The sequence below is a fragment of the Legionella wadsworthii DSM 21896 = ATCC 33877 genome (assembly GCF_000701265.1).
Lineage (GTDB): Bacteria > Pseudomonadota > Gammaproteobacteria > Legionellales > Legionellaceae > Legionella > Legionella wadsworthii.
In genome coordinates this window covers 76,832-93,132 of the sequence record NZ_JNIA01000022.1, presented here as the reverse complement: position 1 = coordinate 93,132, position 16,301 = coordinate 76,832, and the positions used below count along the sequence as shown (strand labels likewise).

Sequence of the window (16,301 nt, the reverse complement as noted above, 5' to 3'; positions counted from 1 at the left end):
AGGGAAGCCAATGAACAAATTAATGATGTACTCACTACTCATACTATTGAGTACAGAAGCTCTTGGAGACAGCATCATCGTCAATAAAACCCATTCATGGCAAAGAATTCCTATCACGATAAATGCTGAAAAAAAATATGTTGTTGAGGGTACTGTTCCAGAAGGCAATTTTTATTATACCTATCCGGGTTACCGCTGCATTAAGGAAAAAACAAATATAGTTGGTGTGAATGCGGTTGTTTATCATGCAGAGGTGCCTGGTCAAAGTGATATCTATTGCTATCCTGAATAATTTGAACGTACCGTTCCCTTTTACCGATAAGGAGAAAAACATGGGCCAATTACAACCACCTAAAGAACCTTATAATTTGGATGTCATCAAACAACAAGCCCGCCAATCCATTGAACAAGGCGCTGTCACTCAAGATTATCCATTGAATGTAGAAGAAGCTTGCCGTCATCTTAATACAGCATTAGCAACTGAAATCATGTGTGTATTGCGTTATAAACATCATCAAATCATTGCAAAAGGAATCGATGCACCTCAAGTAGTTGCTGAGTTTGCAGAGCATGCTGCAGATGAAGAACGCCATATGATGATGTTAGCAGAGCGGATCAATTTATTAGGTGGGAATCCTGATTTTAATCCAGGTACTGTGATAGAACGCACTGCTACTGAGTTTGGATCTGGAGATAATATTTATCAATTAATTGAAGATGACCTGGTCGCTGAACGCATCGCCATTATGGTGTATCGGGAACTGATTGAGTGGTTTGGCGCTAAAGATCCAACAACCCGTCGCATGCTTGAAGAGATTCTTAAAGATGAAGAGGATCACGCGGATGATTTATCTGATTTATTGAAAAAAAATAAAAAAAATATTGAAAAATTATGAGCGAAAATTTAGACCTGATAAGGATGGTTCAGGTCTAAATTAATTTCATTGCCAGTGGCATGATACATTTCTTTAATATTGCAGCAACCATATTAGGTAGGTTCATTTGCAAAATCCCAGTCTCAAAGTGATAGGGCTCTCAACAAAACTTTTCTGAACAAGGAAAATTTTTGTTGCGCCTTCCAATACTCTTTTTTTCCAAAAGCTATTTTAATTCTACTATATCTATAGTAGTATCTACTAAAAAAATAGTAGAGTTAACTTTATTTCGTTTTGGAGAAGAAAAAATGTCACCCAAAAAAAATTCCTTGGCTCAGGATCGTTTGCTTACAGAAGTAGAACTTGAATTAATGAATATAATTTGGGCCCTTGAAAAAGTCACTGTTAAAGAAGTTGTTGCGCATCTCTCTAAAGAAAGGCCTCTTGCTTACACTACCGTCGCGACAGTAATTAAAGTACTTGAACAAAAGGGCTTTCTTGAATGTCAGAAAAATTCCTATGCCCATAGTTTTGTACCAATTGTTTCCAAATCAGATTATGAAAATAAATGTATTGATCATATGGTTGCTCATGTTTTTGATGGCGAACCCGTGGCGCTTGTCCAACGGCTTTTGCAGGCTAATAAATTACAGCATGGTGATCTTCAAGCAATAGAGGAAGCGCTAAAACATTTAGGGAATGATAAAAAGAAAGAAGGAGTTCAATAATCATGTTATTCCTTGAAATCTTTTTAAGTATCCATTGCTTGCTCTTGTTGAGCTCTTGGATGATGCGCAGGAATTGGCTTGCAAAGTGGCCTTCGTTTAAATTGAAATTTGCCCGCATTTTATTAGTATGCTGTGTAGTTTCCCCTTTACTCGTTCACTGCATCCATTCTAATCAAAAAACAGCAAGTCCACGTTATGTATCTTTTGATGATGTACAAGAATACATGAGTCAACCGCTATTCAATGTGGTGCCCTCAACGGTTTCCTCTGAATCAGTGACCCACACGCTGGAAAAAATAAACTATTCCCAACTGCTAATTATCCTGGTTTTTTTGATTGTTGTATTTCGCGGATATCATTTACTGACAGGATTAACCCGCTTAAGAATGATGTTAATTCAAGCAATACCTTATCGAACCTCTGGAAGACTGGTGATTAAGGTCTCGGAACACTGTCATATTCCATTTTCAGTTTTTCTATTCAATAAGGCTTATATCATATTACCCGTTTCCTTATTCTCTTCCGCGGAAAATGTAAGGATTGCGATCGCTCATGAAGGACAACATCATCGTAATGGGGATTGTCTCTGGGCATATTTTTCAGAGGTACTACGGATTGTTTTTTTCGCAAATCCAGGTGTTCGTCATTGGTACAACGTTTTAAATGAATTACAAGAATTATCATGTGATGAGTTATTGGTAGGCCACCAAAAAATTTCGGCACATGATTATGGCCGCTGTCTTTTCCAGGTCATTCAGAAAGCTTCACAATGTTCTCTGTCATCAAATCAGGATTTTGCATGCACGGTGGGTATGGCTTGGAACAAAGAGGAAAAAGACTCTACTTTCATCCTAAGGAGAATTTCCATGTTATCCACTTACCCACGCAATGGTTCCAAACCCTTATTGTTAGGGGTGGCCTTTTTGGGGTTTTCTATTGTTACCCCTATTTGCGTTGCTTATTCAGCAGTAGGAACCTTAACCAGCCATAAAGTACATGCAGTAGATACAAAGCATTTAAATCCTGAATTACAAAATATAGCCGAACAAGAAATAAAAAAAGCAGTTCATGAGTATCACGCAAAATCTGGAGTCATTGCCATAGCTGATCCAGCCACAGGCAATGTCCTTGCATTTGCCGAATCAAAGCAAAAGGGGCAAACGAGTTGGAAATCACGGATTTTTTCACCAGGCTCTACCATTAAACCCTTTATTGCTGCTGCAGCTATCAACTCTGGAATAAGTTCTGAAACCAAGAGCTATGATTGCCGTTCGCCCTTTTCTATAGAAGGACAATCCTTTACTAACTATAACACCGATGTAAACGAAGCTTCCTTAGGCGAGGCGATGACCCATTCGATTAATGTTTGTTTCATAAAAGTAGCTCAAGAAGCAGGTAGCCAAATAGTTCGAAAAAAGCTCATAGAATTTGGTTTTGATATGAGTTCCTGGTGGCAATCCAATCCAAATGATCAAGTGCAACTGGCCCAGGCTTCCTTGGGTGAGAACATTCCCGTCACTGTTGAATCCCTGACTCAATCCTATGCCATTCTTGCAAACAAAGGCCGTACTTCTGGCAATACGGCGGTTATATCAGAAAATACAGCCGCCTCAGTAAATCATATGCTTGAAAATGTGGTTCTAAAGGGAACAGGGAAAAATGCAGCCATCCCTGGAATTCCTGTGGCAGGTAAAACAGGCACGGTCATCGAAAATCATGAAAAGCATCTTGCATTATTTGCAGGGTTTGTTCCGGCAGATACACCTCGTTATGTGATTTTAGTCGTGATTGAAGATGGCCAAATCAATAAAAAAGACAGCACATTGAGCTCCGGCGGTGAATTAGCGGCTCCGGTGTTTCATCATGTTGTCCTGAATGGCTTAATGACTGCAAAAAAATAAATCGCTTGGGTGTGCATGCCACACCCATAATTCTTTCAATTAAAAGTTGTTGAGGTTGTGATGAAGAAAATATTTTTAATTTCGTTCGTGGGCCTATTATTTTGTGATATGGTTTGGTCGCAAAATTCTTGTTTTTTGGCCCAGGAAAATCAAACCATCTTAAAACAGACTGGGCATGGATGTAACCAACGTTATGCACCCAATTCGACATTTAAAATTGCACTGAGCCTCATGGGTTTTGATTCAGGGATATTAAAAGATCAGTTTCATCCCGAATGGGAATATAAAAAAGAATACTCCCTTTTTTTGAATGTATGGAAATATCCACACAATCCGCACAGTTGGATGAGAGATTCTTGCGTATGGTATTCACAAGTACTGACGCAACAATTAGGAATGAAACGGTTTAAAAATTATGTCGATTTATTTCAATATGGAAATAAAGACATCTCCGGAGATAAAGGCCAGAATAATGGGCTAACCCATTCCTGGTTATCGAGTTCACTTGCGATCTCCCCTACAGAACAAATTAAATTTTTACAGAAAATAATCCATAAACAACTGCCTATAAGTGAAAAAGCTTTTAAGATGACGAAAGATATTCTTTATATTCAGGAATTAGCTGGTGGATGGAAACTGTATGGTAAAACAGGAACTGGCCAGTTATTAACAAAAGATAAAAGTAAGAAGCTTCCTGTGCAACATGGGTGGTTTGTGGGTTGGATTGAAAAAAATGGACGCATGATCACCTTCGTAAACCATATTGCCGACAGTAAGGAAAAAACCACTTTTGCCAGCTTTAGAGCGAAAAATGATGCGTTAAACCAATTATTTTACTTGATTAACGAATTAGAAAAATAAACGAATAAAAATTAAAAATAATGCTTGACCCTATTGTTGCTATATACCTTATCTTTATTTTTAAGGAGGAGCATGATGACCCAATGGTTTGTAAAAGACTTAAGTAAGATAACTGGCGTTTCAGTGCAAACCCTGCACCATTATGATCGCATAGGTTTGCTTACCCCGTCTTTACGACGTCCTAATGGGTATCGTGTTTACTCCGAGAAGGATTTATTGAAATTACAACAGATAATTGCTTTAAAATTTTTTGGTTTCGAGTTATCAACAATCAAAAATTTACTCACCGAAGAGCAGAGTGCTTTAAAGCATTTTAATAGCCAAGCTCAGGTGTTGGAACAAAAAGCAGCTGCTTTACTCGAAGGAGCTAAAACTTTGAGGCGCATCATTCATTCTGTGAATGACAATAAATCGATTCCTTGGGAAACTCTGATACAACTGATAGAGGTATATAGAATGACAGCAGATCTTGAACATGGTTGGGTTAAAGAAATATTTACACCCGATGAATTAAAGCAATATGTGGCATTTGAAAAAGAATTGAAGGCCAGTAGTACCCCTGAACAACATGTCGCTTTTGAAAATTCATGGAAGCAATTGGTGGAAGAGGTCAAAACCAATTTAAAACAAGAACCCCACTCCAAAATTGGTATCTTATTGGGAAAGAAAATAATGGATTGGGTCAATGGCGTATATGGAAAAAAATATGCTCATTTACGGACTAAAAAATTCGAAAAAGGCTTTGGGGAAGGAAAAGGTCTTGATGAAGTAGGATTGACTCCAGAAATTGTATCCTGGATGGATAAAGCCATGGATGCATACTGGCGGGATCGCATTTATGCGATACTCGAGCAAGTTGGCCACAGCGTCTCTGCGCAGGTGCGCTCACTTTGGAATGAAGTATTAGTCGACATGTATGGTGAAGATGTTTCCCGTCAAGATGCGCTCTACGAGATTGTTTTAAATGATGATAAGGTAAGTTCAGCGGCAAAAGATTGGCTTAAACATATCAGGAATACTTAGGCAAGGAGCAGAATGCTTACAGGCTGGAATCGTATTATTCTGGCTGTAAGCAGGATTGGGCTGAATTAGGAATATTTGAAAAATAATTGAGAAAAGTAAACACTTTAAGCTTACTTTGAATTTTCAATTATCAGAGGGTCTGTTCTGCCTGGTTCCTGCAGCCATACCTTGCTTGACCTTTGGCAGGTTTTTACTTTTATTTATCGCTTTGTGCTATCTCGCACAGAGACCATGAGCTTCTGCCCATATGTTTCGTCGTAGGGCCGCGGTTAGGAATTATCAACTGGGTCAAAGCACTGCGTATTGGTAAATGTACTATAATCTTAAATGACTTTGTTCAATAAGGAGATTGAAATGAAAGACAAACCAATGCAAGGGAATAAATCCGATTTTAAATCAGGTTCTAAAAAGGACAGTTTCTCTTCACCTGGTAAAAATACAGGAAGTGGACGTCATATGTCGGATGCAGATCGTAAAAAAGGTAATGAACCATCTCGTAAACAATAATCGTACAGCCTCTTACTATGATTTAGTAAGAGGCATTTACCTCATTGTCCAAATCTAATTTATTTGCGCATTTTTCTATTTGCATAATGATTAAAAAGTAGTTCTAAAAATGGTACTATTTTAATGACTTTGCTTGAGTTTTTTGATTTAAGATGCGTCGTCAGATGTGTCAAAATCATACGAATTAACTGAATCCGAAAGTAATTTATAAGTAATCGATAAAACATTGAAATTCCTAATTTCCAGCAAGTTAAAATACACATTACAATTATAGCCTAAATAGAAAAAAACTGGACAAAAGCAAGCTAAAGAAAAGGTTTTCTTATTCTAGAGTTTGCTAGAGAGGTGGCCTTCATCTGAGCGGAGAAGGGCATGGATTTTTACGGATTCAGAATACCTACCTTTTTGAACAGATTTTTTCTCTGCATCATCCTAACCAAGAGGCAATCCATTCTCTTTCCCATTCCTGACTTTTGAAGAAAATGGATTTTTATTTGCTTTGGATTGAGATAATTTCACAAAATACCGAGCCTGTGAGTCAATTCAAATTCACTATGTCGTCATTTTATAAAATGATTTATCGATCACACTAGCATATAAATAAGTAATATAATGAGGAGAAGGCCCACTAATCCACTTGGTCCATAACCCCAGTTTCGGCTATAGTTCCAGCGGGGTAGTCCACCCACAAGCATGAGAATTAAAATAATGAGAAGTATTGTCGTGAGCATGGAATTTCCTTATTTTTCTAGTTATTCCTAATCTAATTTTAGCTCAATCTTAAGACACAGCAAGTCTAAGTCCAAGGGCGTCATTAATTTTCCGCACCTGGCCTTCAAAGGGTTGCCCTCATCGTGATTATCGGTTTTAATTAATTTGGCCCTAAAAATGGAATAAAAGGATATAACTTGAATATGGATTCTAAATGGATGCTCCGGTGTAAGTCCCTATCCATTATCTTAATTTTCTTTCAAAGTGCTTTTGCAGGCGAAGCTGATCTGCAGGTTTTAGCCTATATCGAGAAAAGTTGGGACTTATTAAGACGCGATAATTGGATACAAGCAAGTGTCGATCCGAAACTTGCCGGGAATGAGTTAATCATCTACATATCCCATCAGGAAAATCTTCAAAAAGTTAAAGCAAAAAATAAACATTTATCCTCCAAAATAAAGTTTGCATACTTACCCAAAGATTCAACCCAGATAAAGCAGCATGGTTTACTTTATTTACCTTATCCCTATATAGTCCCTGGAGGACGTTTCAATGAAATGTATGCATGGGATAGCTATTTTATTGAATTAGGCCTTATCGAAAATAATCGAATTACCCTTGCTAAATATATGGTAGATAATTTGATTTATGAAATAAAAAATTATGGAACCATCCTCAATGCGAATCGAACCTATTATTTAGGCAGAACGCAACCTCCTCTACTTACCGAAATGATTTTGGCTTATTACAAAAAAGACCCTAATAAGGTTTGGTTAAAATCGACGTTGCCTGCCATTGAAAATTTATATCATAACTGGGTATCCCCACCGCATTCCATCCCTGGTATTGGATTATCCCGTTATTTCTCTGAAGGGAAAGGGCCTACTCCAGAAGAATCCATATCCTATTATGAAAAAGTACGCCATTACTATAGGTCACACGCGATTAGCGATTATGATAAATCGCAATTTTATAACAGCCAAAGCGATCAATTAACCGATCTTTTCTACATTGCTGATCGCACCATTCGAGAGTCTGGGTTTGATATTACGGCAAAATACGGACCCTTTGGTGCGGGGATTTTAGATTATGCACCTGTTGATTTAAATGTTTTGTTATATCAAATGGAACGTGATGTGCAATCGATTCATGACATACTTGGAAACTCACTGGAGGCAAAACAGTGGGAGGAGCGGGCTCAGCGTCGCATTAAAAATATAAACAAATACTTATGGGATGAATCAACAGGTTACTATCTTGATTATGATTTTAAAAAACAAAAACGGAAGTATTATCCATTTGCAACAACCTTCTATCCATTGTGGGCTGGAATCGCTTCAGAAAAGCAGGCTAAAGCAGTAGTAGGCCATGTTTCTGATTTACTTAGGAAAGGCGGTATTGTAACCAGTTTAAACCATTCGGGCCTACAATGGGATGCACCCTTTGGATGGGCTCCCATGCAGTATTTTGCGGTGATAGGCCTTGAACGGTATGGACATAAAAAATTAGCTATGGAAGTAGCGAAGCGGTTTATCACCACGGTAAATAGTGGCTTTGAAAAAAACAATGTCCTTTTTGAAAAATATGATGTGGATAACGTGAGCACTCGTACAGATAATAAAATTAAATACAGTTACTCATCCAATGAAATTGGATTTGGATGGACTAATGGCGTTTATTTAATTTTTAAAAAACTTCTTCCCTAAGCATTCCTTATAAGTAGAACCATCTGATTTCAAAGGATTAGTTGTTATCAAAAGATCGATTTTACTTAAAACTTAAGTGCATTCCAGTTTGAAGTCGATGCGCAATGCAAATATCAAAATAAAGCCAATATGCTAAAATCATATTAACCCTGACAATTTTCTCATAAATTTGTATTCTTATTATAAAATTTTAATAATTGAGAATAATATGAAAAGGAAAACAATTTTTAAATTACAGGATGAATGTTTTTTATTGCTTCTTGAAAGTTCATTAAAATCAATTCCATTTAATATTTTCTTGTGCGCTATTATAGGGGGGTACTTATTGTATCGTCAGGCCCCTGTTATTCCCGCTTTAGTATGGTGCTTTTTTCTTATTGGGTTGAGTGTTATCCGATGGATTAATAGCAAAAAAGGCATTAAAAATCGAGATTATTCCAGCATAAAGAAGGATTCTTCGCGAAGGCGGTTTTTATGGTTGACATTTTTAACAGGTTGTTTGTGGGGCGCTTGTTACGTCTTTTTTTATAGATATTTTACTGCAGCTCATCAAAATGTGATTACTTTGGTGTTAGGCGGCATGGCATCAGGTGCTCTCGCTTCGCTTTCAGTTTACCTGCCTGCTTATTATGCTTATTTAATTCCCATGTTTTTACCCCTTATTATTTTTAATTTTTGGTTGGGCGGTGTTGATCGAATTATTTTAGCCGTGATGTTTGCATTTTTTGTGGTTATGTTAATCATTACAGCGAAATTTCCTTCCCAATTATTGCAAGAAACCATCAAACTAAATAAAGAAAAAGACAAAGCATTGGAAGAAGTGCATCGTGTTTCCATCACCGATGCTTTAACTGGCCTTTATAATCGGCGCTATTTTGATAAAAAGATGGAAGAAGAGTTTAAAAGGGCAAAAAGAAATAATAATTTTTTCAATTTAGTATTTATTGATGTAGATAATTTTAAATTCATAAATGATAATTTCGGTCATCCTTCAGGCGATTTATTCTTAAAAAAATTAGCTAAAGCCATAAAAAACTCAGCAGATAAAGCAAATGAAGTTGCTTTTCGGATAGGGGGTGATGAATTTGCAGCGATTCTAACAAATACTTCTCTGGATGAGGCCATTCTTATTTGTAACAAGCTTCAAAATAAATTCAAAAAACAAACCAAAAAGGGTGCTGCTACGATAAGCATTGGAATAGTGAGTGTATCGCCGTTTCAAGATGATAATGTAGATGAGGTCATATCTGCTGCGGACAAAACGTTATACGAAGCAAAAAAAGCTGGCAAAAACCAGGTTCGTTCTCAATATTTTCATTAACTGTTTGAGAAAAATCTCATCAGAGTTCACGAGATTTTAAGTATTGGGTTTGCATCAGCTTCCAAGATGTCTGCAATAGATTCAGTTAGAGCATGTTGCTCTTTTAAAACTTGATCCAGTAAAATCAACATAGTACTCGCTCTTGCGCCTTGGGGTTTTTGGTGTAACCAGTCAACTAAAGCGATTTGAAGCTCACTTATGACGAAAAGACGAGCGGTCAAATTATTTTGATCAGCAATGGATTCATAGGTTTTCACTAAAGAACCAATTTTTTTAGTTTGTTCTGATCTTGGTTTGAAAAATCTGAAACTTTCACCTTTCCATGTGTCGGAATTCCAAACTTCTGTTTTTACTTGTTTCACCTCTGGTTTTAGTCCGCTTTCTTCCTTTCGATAAAGATAAGAGGTGATAATGCCCTTTGCGTCTGTTATATAACAATCGATGTTATGTTTTCTAGCGAAATTTGTAGCATTTTGTATGATAATCTCTTGCTCCTCTTCGGTATAAGCATTAAGAGATTTTCCGCCTACTTCGACATCTTCCACTAAAACGAGTGCCTCAACATCCTTATTCCAGTCCAGGTTGCTGTGTACATGCGCTTCAATATAAAAAGCATCTGCATCCATATACTCCTCTCTTTTAGATCCGATGAGGTAATCTAATTGGTTATCATTTAAAGTTGAGATTAGATGAGTTAAATTATGATAGCCCGATATTAATCCTTTAGGCTGTAGTTGCGGTATTTTTCCTGATCTTAAAAATGCCAAGTAACAATCATATACAGTATAAGTATCTTCACTGGAAAAAGTGCATCTATGTTTTACTGCTGACTTGAGTTTGAAAAAACCGCTTCCATAACCTGGCGAAGAGCCTGAGGGGTTATTCGCATAATTCAAAGCAGCGTAATGGGGGCGTGATCTTTGCGTTTCTGGATTATCGAGCGTCTCCGTTTCGGAAAAATTAAAATAATACTGTTCTGCTTTATTTCTTTTTTCCAGATATTCTGGAGAAAGACCATCATTAGTGAGCATATAAGCATTGAAATGCTCATCAGAAGCGGTTAGTGTGTCATCCAGTAATAGATCTAATTTAAAATTAATTGTGAGATCACTATCTCGAAAACGTTTTTGAATTGCTGTAATGGCTTCAGATGGAGTAATTGATAAATTAGAGGCTTTAATATATTCAAGGAGTCTTTCTTTGGCAGCATTATGATAATAATGACGATTTTTGTAATCTGAATCGAAAAAATTTATCAGATTATTGAGGTGTTGCTTTAACATCATACCAAAATAGGTACCAGAAGCATCAGGAACGGACATTAAGAATTGCAATAAATTCTTAGAAAACATACTGTCTGCCCCAATTTTTAATCTATATTTTAGTATAATCTTTAAAAATTAAGAAAAAATTAAGCTGTTTTGTTGCTATTGTAAAAGAAATGCAAAAATAGCGCAGAATAGCGCAGCGTTATCTACCCTTAACCTTCATCATGCTTATGGCGATGATGAATGTCCGGATAATGTGGATGAGAATGCGTCATGGGCTGATGTTCATGAGTATGTCTATGGGGTTCTTTCCCATTCCAGGGAAAATCATGCTCATGTTGATGATGTGGGTCATGAACATGACTGTGATTATGAAATAAATATTCATGGGTGTGGGTATGTTCATGCTTCTCGGTCAAATGTATCCAAACGCCTACAGCCATGAAGAAGGCTGCAATCCAAAAAAGAACAGTGGTAGTACTCCCAAAAAATAATACAGCGATTGCCGCGCCAATAAATGGTGCTGTAGAAAAGTAGGCACCTGTTCTTGCAGTACCTAATCCCCGCAAAGCCAATACAAATAATGCAAGGCTGATGCCATATCCTATAAAGCCAATGGCCAGAGCATAACTCACTGCAACCCAGCCCGGAGCGGAAAGGCTTAAAGACAAGGCAAGAATTAAATTAACCATACCTGCCACAAAACCTTTACTGCCTGCAATGAACAGTGCATCGGCTGTCGATATTTTTCTGGTGAGGTTATTATCAATTGCCCAACAAAGACAAGCTAATGCAATGATTAAAACGCCTTGCCATGGAATGGAGTCAACTTGATTTGGCCAAGCTAAAATAACTCCTCCTGCCACAATAAGAAACATGCCTGAAATGATTCTGCGATCGGTGCTTTCTTTAAATATAATCCAAGCTAAAAGCGCTGTGAGTACTGCTTCCAGGTTTAGCAATAATGATGCATCTGCAGCACTTACTTTTTTTAAACCCAGCATAAGGAAAATAGGACCTAAAATACCGCCAAATATGATGGCACCTAACAACCACAACCACTCTTTTTGATGTAATCCCGACGCCTGCCATGATCTGTCTTTGATGAGACGAAAAAGATACAAACCCATACCGCTTCCAAGGTATAACAATCCGGCCAACAAAACAGGAGGGATTTGATCCAGCAGTTTTTTTGCAAAAGGAGTACTGGCGCCAAATAAAATCGCAGCCAGAAGAGCAAAAAAAACAGAATGCGAATAATTCAGGTTTATTTTCATTTTTAAATATTTGATTCAATCTCTTGTTGGCATCATTTCTTTAAAAGTAGCACTGCCTTGTTGGATTTGAAATAAAAAAGGTACGGATATACGATAGTTCCCGCTTCAATCCGTCGTAAAAGCATGGCCGCGCTACAAAAAACAGTAACGTATAGGATTGTCTATAATTTAATCTTAAGTAGCACTAAAAAGGTGTGATAATGTCCCATCTACTAGACGCGTATAAACGCTATAAGTCATTGCTTTTACAATTAGAAGCTGCTCTGAATGAATTAGATGAATTAACCCATAATCAAAAATTTTTTGAGACGCAACGCATTTTATTTCATGAATATAAAAATTGTTATATGAAGTGTTTCGGTTTACCCATGCAATTAGAAGGATTGGAAAATAACTTAAAACAGCTGAATTCAAAATTGGAAGGAAAAAATATCGAGCTTTCCGAAAGAGAAAAACTGTTGGCCTCACGACATGAACTCAATGAGAAAATTGATTCTCTAAAAAAAGAAATTGCATACTATGAAAAGAAAAAACCTGAAATAACAGGGCAAATACCCTGGAGGTTAGAACTAGCCCAATTAACTACTAAATACCTTAGGGAGCAGGGCGCAAATCCAGAACAATTGCATGCCTTTACGAGGCGTTATCATGCTTATTCTCAACTCAAAAAAGAATTAGACCAGGCACTTCAAGATTTAAATAAAGCTTTTGATGACGCTGCATCCAATGAACGGGAAGAAGCAATTGCATGGCGCATCACGAATGTGACCCCACTAAGTAAAAAACTGATTGAGATAGAAAAAAAACCTCAATATGCAGATGGTTTTATCCTGAGTTTGTGTGATAAGTACACCAAAACTTGTATGCAGCACGCGTCCTACTTAAATAAACCTGGATTAACGGAAAAAGTACAACAAGGGAAAATTCCATTACATCAATTAGAGGATTTAGTAGCAATCCGCAAACAAAAACAAGAACATTATCGAGCTCTATTACCCGACTATGTTGCAGTGGAAATTTTTGATTCCATACATATCAAAGGAAAAAGAACACTTGGAGTACTTAAAACGAATACAGAAGATAAAATAAAAGCAATTAATGCATTTTTAGATACCCCTTTTCAAACAGCTAATGAGGAGCAAGATAAAAAGAAATTAAAGCAATTATTTGCCTATATCAATGTATCTTTTGATAGCGCAAAAATCACAGAAATATATCAAAAAGCCAAAGAAAAGCAGCGAAGTGCAGAAGTAGATCAGATCTTCAGCAAAATTAATGAGCTATAAAGGGAGAAAAACTTGAGTAAAAAAAATCCTTTTGAGTCCCTTTTTATTAAACCCCATATGAATTTGAGTTTGATTCACCATTTAGAAAACATGTTCATTGCATTTCCCGATAATGAAATGATTAAAGGGGAATATATTGAGGCATTATTTGAATATGCATATGAACTATTAGAAGAAGAAAATTATCAAGATGCGAAAAATTATTTGAAAACAGCAGATCACTACACCCATGAACACCACCATTTGAAATATTTGATATCGGAGTTGCTGCTTCAAATAAAAGAAAAAGAGTTTTCTCATTAACTTTGCTAATTTGATATCTCTATGAAAACTGATTGAGTCATCCGCTTATCTGGCCAGTGTAATTGTTTAATGCCAATAAAGCTTATTTTATTTGTGAGAAAAAAGGTAGTCGCTGTCCCAACTACCTTGAACACATTACATAGAAGTTTTCATGGATAATAATGTGGGCTCTTCCAGTTTTGCCCCTTCTTTCTTTAAATTGACGAGCTGCTTTCCTAATTCATCTTGTTTGACTTTATTATTCCAAATGAGGAGATGTGTTTTATTCGCTATTTCATCTTTAATCTTGTCAATTTGCTCTGGAGTAAGTTCTTGTGTATGACGATAATAGGCATAAAGCTGGGCGCATATTTCTTCAATTTTTTCTTCATCAGTTAAACGCTTATTTTCAGGCTTAAGGTGAAAATCAATGACGCAACATAAAGTGGCGCGTACATTGTTCATATGAAATGAAGATAAAAATGCGCGATAATAGGCACTGTTGCGAACAAATACAGGGATAATCGGATTTTGTAAACTCCAGAAACCATCGAGCCTCACCACATGAATCGCTACTTCATTCTGCAACGCAATCTTGGCAGCACCGGAATAAATTCTTGGCGGTTCTTGACCAATTTTTGCGAAATTTCCTTGAGGAAAAAGAGCAACACGGCCATGTTCTTTAAGAACTTTACTTGCTTCCTCTAAGGCGCCGGCATTTGCAGAACGACTGTCCGTTTTTGATGCTTGTGCCGCAACGGGTATGGCTTTAAACATTTTTAAAAATCCCGCAACCCCTGGTATGGCATTAAAAGCATCTGTAGCAAAGAAACGCGGTGGGTTGCCCTTAATTTTCGATGCAACAACCACTGCTTCCCATCCCGTTCGGTGTGGGCCTACTGCAATCAGATTACTGTCTGCATCTTTGATTTCTAAATCGCCGCCTTTGGTATGCATCATACGCGTCATCAATAACAAAAGACCGGCTAAGATTCGGGCAAAACGATTCTCATAGTTCAGTTGATTATGAGACTCTGCAAAGCGTGCAATAGTATAGGTCGCAACAGCAAGACCTGTGAGTAGGAACAAGAGAGTATAAGCACTCGACAGGGAATCATCGGAATTGTTATTAAGTTCTAAATTGGAATACATGTTGATTACTCCTTGTAAAAACTGAAGAACTGGCCATCCAAAACCTGCTATAGTACCTTTAAAATTGTTGTTGTCAATTAATTGTCCTTTCCCCATTATCATTAGATCTGCAAATCACCAGTGTGGTTGTAAATTTGACAAAAATAGAGTTGAAGCATATAAATTAAGGCACAGATGGAAAATCTTCAAAATGGATTTCTCATGTTAAAAAAAATTTTATGCATCATTGGGACCCGTCCAGAAGCCATAAAAATGGCACCTATAATCAAGTGCCTAAAATCTGAATCTTGGTGTGAACTTCGCGTAGCTGTTACCGCCCAGCACAGGGAAATGTTGGACCAAATGCTTGCAACTTTTCAAATCAAACAAGACATAGACCTGGATATCATGCAGCCCAATCAAGAGCTCTCATTACTCACATCAAAAATGCTCGTGCTTTTAGATGAAGTCTTTAAAGCGGAAAATCCCGATGCAATCATTGCTCAGGGAGATACTACAACAACCTTAGTCGCTTCTTTAGCTGCTTTTTATCGACACATACCTTTCTATCATGTTGAAGCCGGCCTGCGGACTAAAGACATGCGAAACCCATTTCCAGAAGAATTGAATCGGGTTCTCATCAGCAAAATTTCTTCTTTACATTTCGCACCCACTCTAAGCAATGAAAGAAATCTGCTCCAAGAGGGGATTGATAGCGATACAATTTTCGTCACAGGAAATACTGTAATTGATGCACTGAAATATATTGTTCAATTAAATATTACACCTAACTTAGATTTGGATCCTTCCAAACGTTTATTGCTTGTGACGGCTCATCGACGTGAAAACATAGGAAAACCATTTAAAGAGATCTGTAAGGCATTGCGACAATTAGTGGAGGCTTTTGACGACATTCAAATCGTATTTCCCGTCCATCCAAATCCAAATGTAAAACAAGTCGCATATGAGGAGTTATCCAATTATCGGCAGATTTTACTCATTCCTCCATTGGAATATAATCAGTTTGTTTGCTTACTGAATAAAGCCTATTTCGTTTTGACAGATTCTGGTGGCGTGCAGGAAGAGGCTCCAGCTTTAGGAAAACCGGTTTTAGTATTAAGAAGTACAACAGAACGACCTGAAGGTATTGAAGAAGGGGTGGCAAAGCTGGTCATGCTGAATGCAAAAAGTATTTTTGAAGAAGCCGCAAAATTACTTAATTCCAAAGATCTCTACCAGGGAATGGTCAAAGAGGTATTGCCTTACGGAGATGGGACTGCTTCCATTCAGATTGTCAATATAATCAAGAAAAAATTATTAAATTCAGACAAACAGTAAAAGATGGCAATTCTAAAAAAATTAACTTAATTTCCCTGAATAATAAAGAAAATTAGTATTGATGCGATTTTCAAAAATCCTTAGCA

General features: G+C 37.1%; 16 protein-coding genes. 12 read left to right on the top strand and 4 right to left on the bottom strand.

All coding sequences use genetic code 11. The features are described from left to right. The first annotated feature begins 10 nt into the window (after nucleotides 1-10). The 7 genes from BU07_RS17490 (at nucleotide 11) to BU07_RS17345 (ending at nucleotide 5,895) form a co-directional block, all read left to right on the top strand. Nucleotides 11-292 carry a hypothetical protein gene (locus BU07_RS17490; protein WP_031562749.1) on the top strand — a complete coding sequence of 94 codons (282 nt, stop codon included), beginning with the start codon at nucleotides 11-13 and terminating at the stop codon, nucleotides 290-292. A 40-nt stretch (nucleotides 293-332) separates the two neighbouring features. Then, nucleotides 333-896, top strand: a complete 564-nt coding sequence (locus tag BU07_RS0100970; RefSeq protein ID WP_031562747.1) for a ferritin-like domain-containing protein — start codon at nucleotides 333-335, stop codon at nucleotides 894-896. 287 nt (nucleotides 897-1,183) lie between these two features. Next, nucleotides 1,184-1,603: a BlaI/MecI/CopY family transcriptional regulator gene (locus BU07_RS0100965; protein WP_031562745.1), complete on the top strand. Its 420-nt coding sequence runs from the start codon at nucleotides 1,184-1,186 to the stop codon at nucleotides 1,601-1,603. A gap of 2 nt (nucleotides 1,604-1,605) precedes the next feature. Then, the gene (locus BU07_RS0100960; protein WP_031562743.1) at nucleotides 1,606-3,504 is read left to right on the top strand and encodes a M56 family metallopeptidase; all 1,899 of its coding nucleotides are present in this window, start codon (nucleotides 1,606-1,608) and stop codon (nucleotides 3,502-3,504) included. 60 nt (nucleotides 3,505-3,564) lie between these two features. Beyond that, the gene (blaOXA, locus tag BU07_RS0100955; protein ID WP_031562741.1) at nucleotides 3,565-4,365 is read left to right on the top strand and encodes a class D beta-lactamase; all 801 of its coding nucleotides are present in this window, start codon (nucleotides 3,565-3,567) and stop codon (nucleotides 4,363-4,365) included. A 75-nt stretch (nucleotides 4,366-4,440) separates the two neighbouring features. Further along, nucleotides 4,441-5,388 (top strand): MerR family transcriptional regulator, encoded by a 948-nt coding sequence (locus BU07_RS0100950; protein ID WP_031562739.1) that lies wholly within the window; start codon nucleotides 4,441-4,443, stop codon nucleotides 5,386-5,388. Between the two features lie 354 nt (nucleotides 5,389-5,742). Next, complete coding sequence (locus BU07_RS17345) at nucleotides 5,743-5,895, top strand: hypothetical protein (RefSeq protein ID WP_154659359.1); 153 nt, start codon at nucleotides 5,743-5,745, stop codon at nucleotides 5,893-5,895. A gap of 584 nt (nucleotides 5,896-6,479) precedes the next feature. Here the strand turns inward: BU07_RS17345 and BU07_RS17130 are convergent. Then, the gene (locus BU07_RS17130) at nucleotides 6,480-6,626 is read right to left on the bottom strand and encodes a DUF3309 family protein (RefSeq protein WP_084157771.1); all 147 of its coding nucleotides are present in this window, start codon (nucleotides 6,624-6,626) and stop codon (nucleotides 6,480-6,482) included. Between the two features lie 183 nt (nucleotides 6,627-6,809). Between BU07_RS17130 and BU07_RS0100935 the strand changes: the two genes are divergently transcribed. Next, nucleotides 6,810-8,312 carry a trehalase family glycosidase gene (locus BU07_RS0100935; protein ID WP_031562737.1) on the top strand — a complete coding sequence of 501 codons (1,503 nt, stop codon included), beginning with the start codon at nucleotides 6,810-6,812 and terminating at the stop codon, nucleotides 8,310-8,312. Nucleotides 8,313-8,520: 208 nt separating this feature from the next. Then, on the top strand, nucleotides 8,521-9,633 hold the full coding sequence (locus BU07_RS0100930; protein ID WP_031562735.1) for a GGDEF domain-containing protein: 1,113 nt from the start codon (nucleotides 8,521-8,523) through the stop codon (nucleotides 9,631-9,633). 26 nt (nucleotides 9,634-9,659) lie between these two features. On the opposite strand, the gene BU07_RS0100925 is transcribed toward BU07_RS0100930, so the two are convergent. Both BU07_RS0100925 and BU07_RS0100920 read right to left on the bottom strand, forming a co-directional pair. Beyond that, entirely contained in the window at nucleotides 9,660-10,985 is a 1,326-nt protein-coding gene (locus BU07_RS0100925; RefSeq protein WP_031562733.1) for a DUF3626 domain-containing protein, read from the bottom strand. Between the two features lie 128 nt (nucleotides 10,986-11,113). Further along, entirely contained in the window at nucleotides 11,114-12,178 is a 1,065-nt protein-coding gene (locus tag BU07_RS0100920) for a DMT family transporter (protein ID WP_031562730.1), read from the bottom strand. 200 nt (nucleotides 12,179-12,378) lie between these two features. On the opposite strand from BU07_RS0100920, the gene BU07_RS0100915 reads away from it, so the two are divergent. Together BU07_RS0100915 and BU07_RS0100910 are read left to right on the top strand one after the other, a co-directional pair. After that, nucleotides 12,379-13,464, top strand: coding sequence for a hypothetical protein (locus BU07_RS0100915; protein WP_031562728.1), 1,086 nt, complete (start codon nucleotides 12,379-12,381; stop codon nucleotides 13,462-13,464). Nucleotides 13,465-13,476: 12 nt separating this feature from the next. Next, complete coding sequence (locus tag BU07_RS0100910; protein ID WP_031562726.1) at nucleotides 13,477-13,767, top strand: hypothetical protein; 291 nt, start codon at nucleotides 13,477-13,479, stop codon at nucleotides 13,765-13,767. Nucleotides 13,768-13,902: 135 nt separating this feature from the next. Here the strand turns inward: BU07_RS0100910 and BU07_RS0100905 are convergent, their stop codons facing one another. Next, the gene (locus BU07_RS0100905) at nucleotides 13,903-15,000 is read right to left on the bottom strand and encodes a lysophospholipid acyltransferase family protein (RefSeq protein WP_242601859.1); all 1,098 of its coding nucleotides are present in this window, start codon (nucleotides 14,998-15,000) and stop codon (nucleotides 13,903-13,905) included. Nucleotides 15,001-15,099: 99 nt separating this feature from the next. Here BU07_RS0100905 and wecB point away from each other — a divergent pair, with 99 nt between their 5' ends. Further along, nucleotides 15,100-16,215: a non-hydrolyzing UDP-N-acetylglucosamine 2-epimerase gene (gene wecB, locus BU07_RS0100900; protein WP_031562722.1), complete on the top strand. Its 1,116-nt coding sequence runs from the start codon at nucleotides 15,100-15,102 to the stop codon at nucleotides 16,213-16,215. Nucleotides 16,216-16,301: the final 86 nt, after the last annotated feature.